The organism is Pseudomonas sp. RA_35y_Pfl2_P32 (assembly GCF_963970735.1).
Lineage (GTDB): Bacteria > Pseudomonadota > Gammaproteobacteria > Pseudomonadales > Pseudomonadaceae > Aquipseudomonas.
Genome location: NZ_CAXAQF010000005.1, coordinates 86,306 through 101,762 on the forward strand (window position 1 = coordinate 86,306; position 15,457 = coordinate 101,762).

The window sequence follows — 15,457 nt, forward strand, 5'->3', positions numbered from 1 at the left end:
CTCATCACTGAGCGCCGGGCTTTTTTAGCGCAGGATCAATCAGGCATCCAGCTCGGCCCAACGCTCGACCATGACCTCAAGCTCAGCCTGCAACTGCTCCAGCTGGGCAATCACGGCCGCGGTCTCGGCAGCAGGACGCAGGTAGAAACCAGCGTCCGCCATTTGCGCTTCGACCGCCGCGATCTGCTGCTCCATGGCTTCGATCTGACCCGGCAGGGCTTCGAGTTCACGCTGCAACTTGTAGCTGAGCTTCTTCTTGGCCGCCGGTGCTTCCACCGCCGCTACTGGCGCAGGCGCCGCAGTGACCACGGCCGAGTTCAGGTCGGCCTTGCCGGATTTGCTCTCGGTCACGCCCAGCAGGCGTGGCGAGCCTCCCTGGCGCAGCCAGTCCTGATAACCGCCTACGTATTCGCGCACCTTGCCTTCACCTTCGAAGACCAGGGTGCTGGTCACCACGTTGTCGAGGAATGCCCGGTCGTGGCTGACCATCAGCACGGTGCCGTTGAAGGTCAGCAGGACCTCTTCCAGCAGTTCGAGGGTTTCCACGTCCAGGTCGTTGGTCGGTTCGTCGAGCACCAGCAGGTTGGCTGGCTTGCTGAACAACTTGGCCAGCAACAGACGGGCACGCTCGCCCCCGGACAGCGCCTTGACCGGCGTGCGGGCACGCTGCGGACTGAACAGGAAATCGCCGAGGTAGCTCAACACGTGGCGGCTCTGGCCGTCGATATCGATGAAATCGCGACCTTCGGCAACGTTGTCGATCACGGTCTTTTCCAGATCCAACTGGTGGCGCAACTGGTCGAAGTAGGCCACGTCGATACGCGTCCCCTCCTCTACCGTGCCACTGGTCGGTTGCAGGCCGTTGAGCATCAGCTTGAGCAAGGTGGTCTTGCCGGTACCGTTGGCGCCGAGCAGGCCGATACGGTCGCCGCGCGTCAGGACCATCGAGAAATCCTTGATCAGGAATGGACCACCCGGGTGAGCAAAACTCACGTTCTCGAGGACCATCACCTGCTTGCCGGATTTGTCAGCGGTGTCCAGCTGAATGTTCGCCTTTCCGGTGCGCTCACGACGCTCGCTGCGCTCGACGCGCAGGGCCTTGAGGGCGCGCACGCGGCCTTCGTTACGGGTGCGACGGGCCTTGATGCCCTGGCGGATCCAGACTTCTTCCTGGGCCAGCTTTTTGTCGAACAGCGCGTTGGCGGTCTCTTCGGCCGCCAGCGTGGCTTCCTTGTGCACCAGGAAGCTGGCGTAGTCGCCGTTCCAGTCGATCAGCCCGCCGCGATCCAGTTCGAGGATGCGGGTGGCCAGGTTCTGCAGGAATGAACGGTCGTGCGTGATGAACAGCACGGCGCCCTGGAAATCCTTCAGGGCTTCTTCCAGCCAGGCAATTGCACCGATGTCCAGGTGGTTGGTCGGTTCGTCGAGCAGCAGCAGGTCCGGCTCGGAGACCAGGGCCTGCGCCAGCAGGACGCGACGACGCCAGCCGCCGGACAATTCGGCGAGGGTCTTGTCGGCAGGCAATTGCAGACGGCTCAGGGTGCTGTCGACCAATTGCTGCAAACGCCAGCCATCGCGGGCTTCGAGGTCGTGCTGGACGTGCATCAACTTGTCCAGGTCGGCGTCGGTGACGATGTTCTGGCTCAGGTGATGGTACTGCGCGAGCAACTCGCCGACACCGTCCAGGCCTTCGGCTACCACGTCGAACACCGTCCGCTCGTCGGCCACCGGCAATTCTTGCGGCAATTCGCCGATCTTGAGGCCAGGCGCACGCCAAACGGAGCCGTCATCGGGCTTCTGATCGCCCTTGACCAGCTTCATCATGCTGGACTTGCCTGTGCCGTTGCGGCCGATGATGCACACCCGCTCACCACGGGCGATCTGCCAGGACACCTTGTCCAACAACGGCATAGCGCCGAAAGCAAGGGACACATCGCTGAATTTGAGCAGGGTCATGAGCTTCTCCAAAAACTGGGCGCGCATTCTACCTGACTTGAGGCGTCAGAAGGCCGGCATTTTCACTGCAGGAGCACTCTGCAGATTAATTGTTGCGAACTTGTGCCGACGGGCCGGCAAAGCTTTCACCCGTTGCTGGCAAAAGGCTAAGCTACAGATAATCAGTGCTGGCACCTGCTGGCACTTGTCATGATTTTTCTGCCCGGATGTCTCATGCGCAGTCGCCTCTTCAGCTTTTTATCCTGCCTGCTTCTTTCAGCCACTGCCGTTCAATCCGCCCAGGCAGCGGACCTGCCCACCCAGCGCAAATATTACGATGAAGCCAAGCGCGCCCTGGCCAAGGGCGACACCGGCCCGTATTTTCGCTACAGCCAGGCCCTCGCCGACTACCCGCTGGAGCCCTACCTGGCGTATGACGAACTGACTGCCCGCCTGAAAAGCGCGAGCAACGCCGAAATCGAGAAGTTCCTCGCCGAACACGGCGACCTGCCCCAGGCCAACTGGATGAAGTTGCGCTGGTTGCGCTGGCTGGCCGATCGGGGGGACTGGACGACCTTCCAGAAGTACTACGACCCCAAGCTCAATTTCACCGAGCTGGACTGTCTCAACGCGCAGTACCAGATCAGCCACAACCTCAAGGCTGAAGGCTACGCCAACACCGAAAAATTGTGGCTGACCGGCAAATCCCAGCCGGCCGCGTGTGACGCCCTGTTTGGCATGTGGGCAGCCCAAGGCCAACTGACTGAGCAGAAGCGCTGGGAGCGCGCCAAGCTGGCCGCACAGGCTCGCAACTACGCGCTGGCCAACAGCCTGGTCAGCAGCATGACCACCCTGGCGCCCCGTGGCCGCCTGTTGGTGGACGTGGCACAAAAACCCGAACTGCTGAACCAGCCATCGCGTTTCACCCCGGCGGATGAACCCATGGCCGACGTGGTCAGCCTGGGCCTGCGACGCCTGGCCCGCCAGGACCCGGAAAAGGCCATGGCCCTGCTCGACGGTTATGCCAGCAGCATGCATTTTTCCCGCGATGAAAAAGTCGCGATTGCCCGGGAAATCGGCCTGACCCTGGCCCGCCGCTTCGACAGCCGCGCCCTCGACGTGATGACCAAGTACGACCCGGAACTGCGGGACAACACCGTGTCCGAATGGCGCCTGCGCCTACTGCTACGCCTGGCCCGCTGGGACGATGCCTATCAGTTGACCCGACGCCTGCCGCAAGACCTGGCCACCACCAACCGCTGGCGCTACTGGCAGGCCCGCAGCCTGGAACTGGCACAACCACAGAACCCGGAAGCGCAGACCCTGTACCGCAACCTCGCCCGTGAGCGGGACTTCTACGGCTTCCTCGCCGCCGACCGCTCCCAATCCCCGTACTCGCTGAACAACAAGCCCCTGGTGATGAGCCAGGCCTTGATCAACAAAGTACGCAATACCCCCGGGGTGCGCCGCGCCCTGGAGTTCCATGCCCGCGGACAAATCGTCGACGGCCGCCGCGAGTGGTACCACGTCAGTCGTCACTTCAACCGGGACGAAATGGTGGCTCAGGCCAAACTGGCCTACGACCTGAAATGGTACTTCCCGGCCATCCGCACCATCAGCCAGGCGCAGTACTGGGACGACCTGGACATCCGTTTCCCAATGGCCCACCGCAGCACCCTGGTCCGCGAAGCCAAGGTCCGTGGCCTGCACTCCAGCTGGGTGTTCGCCATTACCCGCCAGGAAAGCGCCTTCATGGATGACGCCCGCTCCGGCGTCGGCGCCAGCGGCCTGATGCAGCTGATGCCCGGCACCGCCAAGGAAACCGCGCGCAAATTCAGCATCCCCCTGGCCTCGCCTCAACAGGTACTCAACCCGGACACCAACATCCAGCTTGGCGCGGCGTACCTGAGCCAGGTCCACAGCCAGTTCAACGGTAACCGGGTACTCGCCTCCGCCGCGTACAACGCCGGCCCCGGCCGCGTGCGCCAATGGCTGCGCGGCGCCGACCACCTGAGCTTCGACGTCTGGGTAGAAAGCATCCCATTCGACGAAACCCGCCAGTATGTACAGAACGTGCTGTCTTATTCGGTGATCTACGGACAGAAGCTCAACTCACCCCAGCCGCTGGTGGATTGGCATGAGCGCTACTTTGACAACCAGTGACCTCTAGCACTGAGATAAAAAATGCCCGCATCGTTTGATGCGGGCATTTTTTTGGCGGGATTGAGCTGGCCTTGGGTGCCAATCCTGACTGCCCCCCCCCCGGATCACCCTCAACAACAGGACTTGGGGGTCGGTTACCGGGTCGGTTCAATGCCGGAAATCAGCCTCCTGCCGACCTGAACGCCCAACCCCGGCACCTTCCCTTATGACACCGCAGGCCCATCACTGAACTGCAACGCCGCCAGCCGCGCGTACAGCGCATTGCTGCTGATCAGTTGCTGATGGGTGCCCACTGCCACCAGTTTGCCCTGGTCCATCACGGCGATCCGGTCGGCGTTTTTCACGGTGGCCAGGCGATGGGCGATGACCAGGGTGGTGCGGTTTTTCATCAGGCTCGGCAGGGCTTGCTGGATCAGGTGCTCGCTCTGGGCATCCAGGGCGCTGGTGGCCTCATCCAGCAACAGGATCGGCCCATCCACCAGCAAGGCGCGAGCAATGGCCAGGCGCTGGCGCTGGCCACCGGAAAGGCCCAGCCCGCCATCGCCCAAGTGGGTCTGGTAGCCGGCGGGCATCTGCTCGATAAAGTCGTGGGCGTAGGCAATCCGCGCGGCCTCCTGGACCTGTGCCAGGGTTGCCTCGGGTTTGCCATAACGAATGTTTTCTTCAACGCTGCCAAAAAACAGCGCCGGGTTTTGTGAGACCAGGGCGAAACAGCGACGCAGGTCCTGGGGGTCCAGCAGGGTCAGGTCTACCCCGTCCAGCAGGATCCGCCCCTGCAGCGGGTCGTAGAAGCGCAGCAGCAGGTCATACACCGTCGACTTCCCCGCTCCCGACGGGCCAACCAGCGCCAGGGTTTCGCCGGCGTTGATCCGCAGACTCAAGCCATCGACGGCATAGCTTTGCGGGCGCGAGGGATAGCTGAAGCGCACCTCCTGCAATTGCAACTCGCCACGAACCCGTTCGGGCAAGGTCACTTGGCCGCTGGGTGGCGGCTGGATGATGTTTTCCGCACGCAGCAACTCGGCAATCCGCTCGGCCGCACCGGCAGCTCGCTGCAATTCGCCGATCACTTCGCTCAGGGTGCCAAAGGCACTGCCAACGATCAGGCTGTAAAACACGAACGCTGCCAGTTCCCCAGCGCTGATGCGCCCGGCGATCACGTCCATGCCACCGACCCAGAGCATGACCCCGACTGCGCCGAGCACCAGGATGATCACCAAAGTGATCAGCCAGGCACGCTGCAGAATGCGTTTGCGCGCGGTGTCGAACGCCTGTTCCACCGTGGTCGCGAAACGCTGCTCGTCCTGGGCCTGGTGGTTGTAGGCCTGGACCGTCTTGATCTGACCCAGGGCCTCAGACACGTAGCTGCCGACATCGGCAATCCGGTCCTGGCTCAGGCGCGACAGGCTGCGTACCCGACGGCCGAAAATCAGAATCGGCGCCAGCACCAGCGGCAGCGCCACCACCACAATGCTGGTCAACTTCGGGTTGGTGATGAACAGCAGCACGATGCCGCCAATCACCATCAAGGCATTGCGCAAGAACAGCGACAGCGACGAACCGATCACCGATTGCAGCAAGGTGGTATCGGCGGTCAGGCGCGACTGGATCTCGGAACTGCGGTTGCCCTCATAAAACCCGGGGTGCAAGTAGATCAGGTGGTTGAACACCTGCCGGCGGATGTCCGCTACACACCGCTCGCCAATCCACGACACCAGGTAAAACCGGGTGAAGGTGCCGACCGCCAAACCCACCACCAGCAGCAGAAACAGGCCAATGCTCTGATTGAGCAGGTGTGGCGACTGGGTCATGAAGCCCTGGTCCACCAACAGGCGAATGCCCTGCCCCATGGACAAAGTAATGCCGGCGGTGACGATCAGCGCCAGCAAGGCACCCAAGGCCTGCCAGCGATACGGCGCAATAAAATGCAGGGACAAACGAATCGCGCGACGGTGGCGGGCTGACAGCATCAGGATCATCCAATAGGGCCAACTGAAAGAATTAACGCGGGCCAGCGTACACCGGTCAATTCAGGGGAACTTGGGTAAATCGTAATCAGTCGGATTGAATATGACCTGTAACAATAGCGCCTAGATGCTATTGGTCTAAAGTCCGGCTGGTAGTCCACGGGTATTTCTGGTGGACTGAACGTACCGCCTTGCCGCCCTGTGGAAAGCTGTAACAGAGTGGTCACTTGGCGGACTTACAGTAAGCGCACAACCTGATGAGGAGACAGGCCATGTCCTTGCAACACAGCAGCGATGACAAGATTCAAGTGATCCGCACGCAGCCGCACCAGTCTCTGGGGTGCGCCATTATTGACGCCAAAGGCCGCGAAGTACCGATCACTGAAGACATGATCCAGAGCGCATGCCGCGATCTGGAACAGCGATTGGTCAAGCCTGCCGAACATAAGTGACATACAAGCCTGACGTCTTCGAACCCGGCCTCTCCAGGCCGGGTTTTTTATAGCCGCGGTTGCGCTAGAGCGCCTGCGCGCCCAAGGCCGCCACGATCTCTCGCAACTCAGGCGACTGACCCTCGATCTGCACGCGTAGCCCGTCAATCTCGCGGCGTTCCGGGTAGTGCTTGCGCAGCAGGTCAAATGCCGCGCGTTGCTCCGCTGTGCCGACCACCAGGCTGCGCCGAAAATCCGCATCGTCGCGGCGCGGGTCGTACACCCCACGGCAGAGCATCGCCAGGGCCCAGGCCGGATCACTGCTGGCGCTCAGGCTGACCTGTGCCAGCCAGGGGGCGGGCAGCAGTTGCTCCAGTGATACGGTCGCCGGCTGGCCAAGGAACTGGCACAGCGCCTGATAGATCTGCGCAGTGCCACGCTGCTTGCCATCGAGGCTATAGCCGGCAATGTGCGGGGTGGCGATCACGCACAGTTCGGCGAGGGCAATATCGACACTCGGCTCGCCTTCCCAGACGTCCAGTACCGCTTGCAGGTCTTCACGCTCCAGCAGCACTTCGCGCAGCGCCTGGTTATCCACCACCGGCCCGCGACTGGCATTGATCAACCAGGCACCCGGCTTGAGTTGCTCCAGGCGCTGACGATCGAACAGGTGCCGGGTCGACTGCTCGCCGGACGAGGTCAAGGGGGTGTGCAGGCTGATCACGTCGCATTGTGCGATGACTTGCTCAAGGCTGGCGTAACCCCCCCCTTCGGCCGCCTGGCGCGGTGGGTCGCAGACCAGCACCTTCCAGCCCAGGCCTTGCAGCACTTTGACCAGCCGCCCGCCGACTTCGCCAGCCCCGACCACCCCATAGGTGCGTTCGGCCAGGGCTACGCCTTCGATCTCGGCCAGGGTCAGCAAGCTGCCCAGCACATAGTCGACCACACCGCGGGCATTGCAGCCTGGGGCGCTGGACCAACTGATATCGGCCTGGGCAAAGTAGTCCAGGTCCAGGTGATCGGTGCCAATGGTGCAAGTGCCGACAAACCGCACCTTGCTGCCTTGCAGCAGGTCGCGACTGACGTTGGTCACCGAGCGCACCAGCAGCACATCGGCCTGCTCGACGGTCGCGCGATCGATGGACCGGCCCGGCACACGGCGGATTTCGCCGAAACCTTCGAAGAAGGCATCGAGCAGCGGAATATTTTCGTCAGCAACAATCAGCATGGCAGGCTCCTTTGGCGGACCGGCAGTGTAGCGCAGCTCCCACCAGAGGCGGCGATTACAAATCCGCAACACTGGAGTTTTCCTGACTGCTGTGTCAGGGCGTAGAATGCGCCGCCTTGCGCATCAAAACCCTTTGGACGCTTCGCCTGTGAACGCCGTGACTGACAGCACCACCGCTACTGCCCCGCCCCGCACCACCCTGGTTCGTCTGGAGCTCAAAGGCCTGCTTGGCCTGGCCATGCCGATCATGGTCGCGCAACTGGCCACCACCGCCATGGGGTTTGTCGATGCGGTGATGGCCGGCCGGGTCAGCCCACGAGACCTGGCGGCAGTAGCCCTGGGTAACTCGATCTGGATTCCGGTGTACCTGTTGATGACCGGCGTGCTGCTGGCTACCACGCCCAAGGTCGCCCAGCGTTTTGGCGCCGGGCAACTCGAGCAGATCGGCCCGCTGACCCGCCAGGCCCTGTGGCTGGCGCTGTTCGTCGGCCTGCTGGGCAGCGGCCTGTTGCTCAGCGCCGAGCCGATCCTGCATTGGATGAAAGTCGACCCACTGCTGATCGACCCGAGCATGGGCTACCTGCAGGGAATCGCCTTCGGCTTTCCGGGCATTGCCTTCTACTACATGCTGCGCTGCTATAGCGATGGCATGGGGCGCACCCGCCCGAGCATGGCCATCGGCCTGAGCGGCCTGCTGCTCAACATCCCGCTCAACTATGCGCTGATCTATGGTCACTTCGGCCTGCCGGCCATGGGCGGCGTTGGCTGCGGCTGGGCCAGTGGCATCGTCATGTGGTTCATGGCCCTGAGCATGGCCGGCTGGACCCGTTGGGCGCCCTTCTATGCCCGCACCCGGGTCCTGGTGCGGATCGATCGACCGCAATGGGCGGTGATCAAGCGCCTGATCGGCATCGGCCTGCCAATCGGCATCGCGGTGTTCGCCGAATCGAGCATCTTCGCGGTCATTGCCCTGCTGATCGGCAGCCTCGGCTCGACCGTGGTGGCCGGGCACCAGATCGCACTGAACATCAGCTCGCTGCTGTTCATGATTCCCTACTCGCTGGGGATGGCGGTCACGGTCCGGGTCGGCCAGGCACTGGGGGCCGGCAACCCCTACCAGGCGCGTTTCGCGACGAAGGTCGGGCTGGGCGCGGCCCTGGTGTTTGCGGCATTCTCGGCAAGCCTGATCCTGCTGCTGCGCGAACCCATCGCCTCGATCTACACCCCTGACCAGAGCGTGATCCAGATCGCCTCGATGCTGATTGTGTATGCCGCGCTGTACCAGTTCTCCGATGCGATCCAGGTGATCTGTGCCGGGGCGCTACGGGGCTATCAGGACACCCGGGTGACGATGATCCTGACCCTGTTCGCCTATTGGGGCATCGGCCTGCCAGTAGGCTACGTGCTGGGACTGACCGACTGGTTCGGCCCGGCCAGCGGCCCGAGCGGGTTGTGGGAAGGCCTGATCGCCGGCCTGAGCTGCGCGGCGCTGATGCTGTCGATCCGCCTGGTGCGCAGCGCCCGCAAGCGGATCCGTATTCATCAGCGCACCACCGGCCCTGTAAACGCCAGTTAAACGGACTTCTTGCGAATCCAGTACAGGTAGGTCCCGCTGTCCTCATGCTGGCCGACCAGTTCATGGTCGAGAAACACGCAGAACTTGGGAATGTCGCGACGGGTCGAAGGGTCCGTGGCGATCACCTTGAGCAGGCCGCCCGGGACCAGGTCGCGAATGTGTTGGTGCAGCATCATCACCGGTTCCGGACAGTTCAGGCCGGTGGCGTCGAGGGTGCCGTCAACCGGCGTATGGATCAATTCACTCATGTCTGACTCCTGAAACGTGCCGGCATTGTCGCGCAAAGCCAGGGGCTGCGTCAGCTATGGCATAACACCATTACTGTGAACGCGACCCCGCTCGCGATGGGCCCGCTCAACGGGATCTGGTTTTTTTCACATCATGGCGACGCAAATGGCAGGTCACTTCCTCGCGGTCGTGGTACAGCTGCTTGCAGCCGATATCGACCCGGATCCCGCGGGCCTTGAAGCCTTCCGCAATGCGTTCCAGCAGGCGCTTCACTTCGGCATAACGCTGCTTCATCGGCAGCTTCAGGTTGACCACCGCTTCGCGGCAATGCCCGTCACCGATCCACTCTTCCAGCATCGCGGCGTTACGCGCCGGTTTCTCGACGATGTCACAGACCATCCAGTCCACCGGCTGCTTGGGCTTAAAGGTGAAGCCGTCGGCCATCAAGTGCTGCACCAGCCCGGTGTCCATCAGGCTTTCAGCCATCGGCCCGTTGTCGATGGCCGTCACCAGCATGCCCCGATTGACCAGTTGCCAGGTCCAGCCACCCGGTGCGGCGCCGAGGTCGACGCCGGTCATGTCGCTGTGCAGGCGCTCGTCCCACTGATCACGCGGGATGAAGTGGTGCCAGGCCTCTTCCAGTTTCAGGGTGGAACGACTTGGCGCTTCACGGGGGAACTTCAGGCGCGGGATGCCCATCGGCCACATCGCCGAGTTGTTGGCTTCCGCCAGGCCCATGAACACTTCGCGCCCGCTTTTGAAGGTCAGCAGCAAACGCGGCTTGTGGGGGTCTTCCACCAACTTGCCCGCCGCCATGAGCGCCTTGCGCAGATGGCCTTCAAATTTCTTGCAGAAGTTCGACAGCTCCTTGCCATCATTGGTATCGACCATTTCCAGCCACAGGCTGCCGCACACCGGGAAATCCGCCAGGTGGGCGAGGATCACACTGATGCGATCGGTTTCCGGCAGGTCGATGAAGATCCCGCGGGCCCATTGCCGCGGGAAGATCAACTGGGCAAAACGCTGGCCGCGCATCAAGCGCTCGGCGCCGTCTTCCTCGGTGCAGACGAACTCGGCGCAGGCGCTGGCGGTTTTTGCCTTGGCGTAGCCGGCCACGTTCAAACGCGCGGCATGTTCGGCGATCTCCGAGCAGACTTCACCTTCGAAGCCCGGCCGGCAATGCATAAAGAGGATGTTCATTAAATCTCCTGGGCAAGTGCGCGCAAACTTGCCCTGTAGCAAAGCCTGTCACGAAAACCGGCGCATAATAACTGACTTCGCAACCCTGGACCCGCCCATAGAGTCCAGTAATTAGCCAGCTACTTAAAACAGAGCTAGGTTTAATGCTCTGTCCGTCCCGTCAGTCCGTAGCCGCGCGGACCCAAAGGAGTCATTTCAATGCCGTCCCTCGATAGCCTGAAAACCCTTAGCACCCTGCAAGTCGACGACAAGACCTATCACTACTTCAGCTTGCCAGCGGCTGCCAAAGCCCTGGGCAACCTCGACCCGTTGCCGATGTCGCTCAAAGTCCTGCTGGAAAACCTGCTGCGCTGGGAAGATGGAAAAACCGTCACCGGCGCCGACCTCAAGGCCCTCGCCGCCTGGCTCAAGGAGCGGCGCAGCGACCGGGAAATCCAGTACCGCCCGGCGCGGGTATTGATGCAAGACTTTACCGGAGTGCCGGCGGTGGTCGACCTGGCCGCCATGCGCGCCGCCATGGCCAAGGCCGGCGGCGACCCGCAGCGCATCAATCCGCTGTCACCGGTGGACCTGGTGATCGACCACTCGGTGATGGTCGACAAATTTGCCAGCAGCAGCGCATTCGAAGAAAACGTCGACATCGAGATGCAGCGCAATGGCGAACGCTACGCCTTCCTGCGCTGGGGCCAGAGCGCCTTCGACAACTTCAGCGTGGTCCCGCCAGGCACCGGCATCTGCCACCAGGTGAACCTCGAATACCTCGGCCGCACGGTGTGGACCAAGGACGAAGACGGCCGCACCTATGCCTTCCCCGACACACTGGTGGGCACCGACTCCCACACCACCATGATCAACGGTCTCGGGGTATTGGGTTGGGGAGTCGGCGGAATCGAGGCCGAAGCGGCGATGCTCGGCCAGCCGGTGTCGATGCTGATTCCGGAGGTGATCGGCTTCAAGCTCACCGGCAAGCTCAAGGAGGGCATCACCGCCACCGACCTGGTGCTGACCGTGACCCAGATGCTGCGCAAGAAAGGCGTGGTGGGCAAATTCGTCGAGTTCTACGGCGACGGCCTGGCCGAACTGCCCCTGGCTGACCGCGCCACCATCGCCAACATGGCGCCGGAATACGGCGCGACCTGCGGCTTCTTTCCGGTGGACCAAGTGACATTGGACTACCTGAGCCTATCCGGGCGCCCAGACGCGGTGGTCAAGCTGGTGGAGGCCTACAGCAAAGCCCAGGGTCTGTGGCGCCTGCCCGGCCAGGAGCCGGTGTTCAGCGACAGCCTGGCGCTGGACATGGGCAGCGTCGAAGCCAGCCTCGCCGGACCTAAACGCCCGCAAGACCGGGTCTCGTTGCCGAATGTGGCCCAGGCCTTCAGCGATTTCCTCGGCCTGCAGGTCAAACCCACCAGCAAGGAAGAAGGCCGCCTGGAAAGTGAGGGCGGTGGTGGCGTGGCCGTCGGCAATGCCGACCTGGTCGGCGAAGCGGATTACCTGTACGAGGGTCAGACCTATCGCCTGAAAAACGGCGCGGTGGTGATTGCCGCCATCACCTCCTGCACCAACACCTCCAACCCCAGCGTAATGATGGCGGCCGGGCTGGTGGCGAAAAAAGCCGTGGAAAAAGGCCTGCGACGCAAACCTTGGGTCAAGAGTTCCCTGGCGCCCGGCTCCAAAGTGGTGACCGACTACTACAAGGCCGCCGGCCTGACCCAATACCTTGATCAACTGGGCTTTGCCCTGGTGGGGTATGGCTGCACCACCTGTATCGGCAACTCCGGCCCCTTGCCGGAGCCGATCGAAAAAGCCATCCAGGGCTCCGACCTCACCGTCGCCTCAGTGCTGTCGGGCAACCGTAACTTCGAGGGCCGGGTCCATCCCCTGGTGAAAACCAACTGGCTCGCCTCTCCGCCGCTGGTGGTGGCCTATGCGCTGGCCGGCACGGTGCGCATCGATATCAGCCGCGAGTCACTGGGGGACGACAAGGACGGCAACCCGGTGTACCTGCGCGATATCTGGCCCAGCACCCAGGAGATCGCCGACGCGGTGAACCAGGTCAATACCGCCATGTTCCACAAGGAGTACGCCGAAGTGTTCGCCGGCGACGAACAGTGGCAAGCCATCGAGGTGCCGCAAGCGGCGACCTATGTCTGGCAGCCAGACTCCACCTACATCCAGCACCCGCCGTTCTTCGACCACATCGACGGCCCGCCCCCGGTAATCGAGGACATCAGCCACGCACGGGTGCTGGCGCTGCTGGGCGACTCGGTGACCACCGACCACATCTCCCCCGCTGGCAACATCAAGGCCGACAGCCCGGCTGGCCACTACCTGCGTGCGCAAGGGGTGGAGCCACGGGATTTCAACTCCTACGGCTCACGGCGCGGCAACCATGAAGTGATGATGCGCGGCACCTTCGCCAACATTCGCATCCGCAATGAAATGCTCGGCGGCGAAGAAGGCGGCAACACCCTGTACATCCCCACTGGCGAGAGAATGGCGATCTATGACGCGGCCATGCGCTACCAGGCCGCCGGCACCCCGCTGGTGGTGATCGCCGGGCAGGAATACGGCACCGGTTCCAGCCGCGACTGGGCCGCCAAGGGCACCAACCTGCTGGGGATCAAGGCGGTGATCGCCGAAAGTTTTGAACGGATTCACCGCTCCAACCTGGTGGGCATGGGCGTCCTGCCGCTGCAATTCAAGCTCGACCAGAACCGCAAGAGCCTGAACCTGACCGGCAGGGAAACCCTGAGCATCCAGGGGCTCAGCGGCGTGGAACTGACCCCTCGGATGAACCTGTCCCTGATCATCACCCGTGAGGACGGCAGCCGCGAGAAAGTCGAGGTGCTGTGCCGGATCGACACCCTCAATGAAGTGGAGTACTTCAAGGCCGGGGGGATCCTGCATTACGTGTTGCGGCAGTTGATCGCCTCGTAAGGGCAACCCCGAGCGCTTTTCGGTGGGTACTCGCGCTGCCCTTTCAGCAGCGCGAGTACATGATTGGTAGGGCCACAAACGCCTGCCTGAACCCGCAAGGGTTTATCTGACGGCAAATGACGCACCGGTCGTTTTACGACGCAGCGCCGATTCCTTGAAAAAAATTTCAATAATTCAGCGGGCTGGCCGAAACCCTGTCAAAGCCTTGCGGATTGAAACAGCCATGCGTAACAACCAGCCCATCACACAACGCGAACGGACCTTTCCGGCTCAGCAACGGTTGATTTCCACCACCGATGCCAAAGGCGTGATCAACTACTGCAACGACGCTTTCGTCGAAATCAGTGGGTTCTCCCGTGAAGAACTGATCCGTGCGCCGCACAACCTGGTCCGTCACCCCGACGTGCCGTCGGCGGTGTTCGCGCATATGTGGGGCACATTGAAACAAGGCCTGCCATGGATGGGCATTGTCAAGAATCGCTGCCAGAACGGTGACCATTACTGGGTCAATGCCTACGTGACCCCGGTGTTCGACGGCAACCAGGTGATCGGCTACGAGTCAGTGCGGGTCAAGCCCACCGCCGAGCAGATCCGCCGCGCCGAAACCCTGTACCAGCGCATCAACCAGGGTAAGTCCGCCGTTCCCCAGCGTGACAAATGGCTGCCGGTGCTGCAGGACTGGCTGCCGTTCATTCTGGTCAGCCAGTTGAGCTTCATGATCGGTGCCACCCTCAACTCGCAATGGGGCTTTGCTCTGGCCGCGGGCCTTTCGGTGCCCCTGGGCCTGCTCGGGCTGAGCTGGCAACAACGCGGTCTCAAGCGTCTGTTACGCCTGGCCGAGCAGACCACCTCCGACCCGTTGATCGCCCAGATGTACACCGACAGCCGTGGCGCCCAGGCGCGCCTGGAGATGTCGATCCTCAGCCAGGAAGCCCGCTTGAAAACCTGCCTGACCCGCCTGCAGGACACCGCCGAGCACCTGACCGAACAGGCGCGCCAGTCCGACCAGTTGGCCCACAACAGCTCCACCGGCCTTGAGCGCCAGCGCGTGGAAACCGAGCAGGTGGCCACCGCCGTCAACCAGATGGCCGCCACCACCCAGGAAGTGGCCAGCCACGTCCAGCGCACCGCAGACGCGACCCAGGAAGCCAACCGCCTGACCGGGCGCGGCCGCGATATCGCCGGGGAAACCCGCGAGGCCATCCAGCGCCTGTCGGTGGTGGTCGGGGAAACCGGCCTGACCGTGACCCAACTGGCCAAGGACAGCGACGAGATCGGCGGCGTGGTCGATGTGATCAAAGGCATCGCCGACCAGACCAACCTGCTGGCCCTCAACGCCGCCATTGAGGCAGCCCGTGCCGGCGAGATGGGCCGGGGGTTTGCGGTGGTGGCCGACGAAGTCCGGCAACTGGCGCAACGCACCAGCGAGTCGACCGGGCAGATCCACAGCTTGATCGCCAAGCTCCAGCAAACCGCCAGCACCGCCGTGCAAACCATGGAAGCCGGCCATCGCCAGGCTGAAGAAGGCGTGGCGCGGGTACTGGAGGCCGACCAGGCCCTGGTGGGCATCAGCGAAGCGGTGGCCAACATCACCGACATGACCACCCAGATCGCCGCCGCCACCGAGGAGCAGAGCGCGGTGGCCGAAGAGATCAGCCGCAACATCAGCAACATTTCCGAGCTGGCCGACCACACCTCGGAACAGGCACAGAACTCGGCACTGCTGAGCGAAGAACTGACCCGGACTGCGAATACCCAGTATTCGCTGGTGGCGCGCTTCAACCGCTGA

10 protein-coding genes are annotated in these 15,457 nt (G+C 62.8%); 5 read left to right on the forward strand and 5 right to left on the reverse strand.

Annotation, left to right across the window (positions count from 1 at the left end; genetic code table 11):
• Positions 1 to 39: 39 nt before the first annotated feature.
• Positions 40 to 1,956 carry an ATP-binding cassette domain-containing protein gene (locus AACY45_RS06580; protein ID WP_339544706.1) on the reverse strand — a complete coding sequence of 639 codons (1,917 nt, stop codon included), beginning with the start codon at positions 1,954 to 1,956 and terminating at the stop codon, positions 40 to 42.
• Between the two features lie 213 nt (positions 1,957 to 2,169).
• Here AACY45_RS06580 and AACY45_RS06585 point away from each other — a divergent pair, with 213 nt between their 5' ends.
• Positions 2,170 to 4,098 (forward strand): transglycosylase SLT domain-containing protein, encoded by a 1,929-nt coding sequence (locus AACY45_RS06585; protein ID WP_339544707.1) that lies wholly within the window; start codon positions 2,170 to 2,172, stop codon positions 4,096 to 4,098.
• Between the two features lie 203 nt (positions 4,099 to 4,301).
• On the opposite strand, the gene AACY45_RS06590 is transcribed toward AACY45_RS06585, so the two are convergent.
• Positions 4,302 to 6,077 (reverse strand): ABC transporter transmembrane domain-containing protein, encoded by a 1,776-nt coding sequence (locus AACY45_RS06590; protein WP_339544708.1) that lies wholly within the window; start codon positions 6,075 to 6,077, stop codon positions 4,302 to 4,304.
• A gap of 260 nt (positions 6,078 to 6,337) precedes the next feature.
• On the opposite strand from AACY45_RS06590, the gene AACY45_RS06595 reads away from it, so the two are divergent.
• Positions 6,338 to 6,517 (forward strand): PA1571 family protein, encoded by a 180-nt coding sequence (locus tag AACY45_RS06595; RefSeq protein ID WP_339544709.1) that lies wholly within the window; start codon positions 6,338 to 6,340, stop codon positions 6,515 to 6,517.
• A 64-nt stretch (positions 6,518 to 6,581) separates the two neighbouring features.
• Here AACY45_RS06595 and pdxB read toward each other — a convergent pair whose 3' ends face one another.
• Positions 6,582 to 7,724 carry a 4-phosphoerythronate dehydrogenase PdxB gene (gene pdxB, locus AACY45_RS06600; RefSeq protein ID WP_339544710.1) on the reverse strand — a complete coding sequence of 381 codons (1,143 nt, stop codon included), beginning with the start codon at positions 7,722 to 7,724 and terminating at the stop codon, positions 6,582 to 6,584.
• A gap of 148 nt (positions 7,725 to 7,872) precedes the next feature.
• Here pdxB and AACY45_RS06605 point away from each other — a divergent pair, with 148 nt between their 5' ends.
• A complete protein-coding gene (locus AACY45_RS06605; RefSeq protein ID WP_339544711.1) occupies positions 7,873 to 9,300 on the forward strand; it encodes an MATE family efflux transporter in 1,428 nt (475 codons plus the stop codon).
• Here the strand turns inward: AACY45_RS06605 and tusA are convergent.
• Entirely contained in the window at positions 9,297 to 9,548 is a 252-nt protein-coding gene (gene tusA, locus AACY45_RS06610) for a sulfurtransferase TusA (RefSeq protein ID WP_371927888.1), read from the reverse strand. The two genes, AACY45_RS06605 and tusA, sit on opposite strands and share 4 nt — an antisense overlap.
• Before the next feature lie 106 nt (positions 9,549 to 9,654).
• Positions 9,655 to 10,728 carry a 23S rRNA (cytidine(2498)-2'-O)-methyltransferase RlmM gene (gene rlmM, locus AACY45_RS06615; protein WP_339544712.1) on the reverse strand — a complete coding sequence of 358 codons (1,074 nt, stop codon included), beginning with the start codon at positions 10,726 to 10,728 and terminating at the stop codon, positions 9,655 to 9,657.
• A 198-nt stretch (positions 10,729 to 10,926) separates the two neighbouring features.
• On the opposite strand from rlmM, the gene acnA reads away from it, so the two are divergent.
• Both acnA and AACY45_RS06625 read left to right on the forward strand, forming a co-directional pair.
• The gene (acnA, locus tag AACY45_RS06620; RefSeq protein ID WP_339544713.1) at positions 10,927 to 13,668 is read left to right on the forward strand and encodes an aconitate hydratase AcnA; all 2,742 of its coding nucleotides are present in this window, start codon (positions 10,927 to 10,929) and stop codon (positions 13,666 to 13,668) included.
• 223 nt (positions 13,669 to 13,891) lie between these two features.
• The gene (locus tag AACY45_RS06625) at positions 13,892 to 15,457 is read left to right on the forward strand and encodes a methyl-accepting chemotaxis protein (RefSeq protein ID WP_339544714.1); all 1,566 of its coding nucleotides are present in this window, start codon (positions 13,892 to 13,894) and stop codon (positions 15,455 to 15,457) included.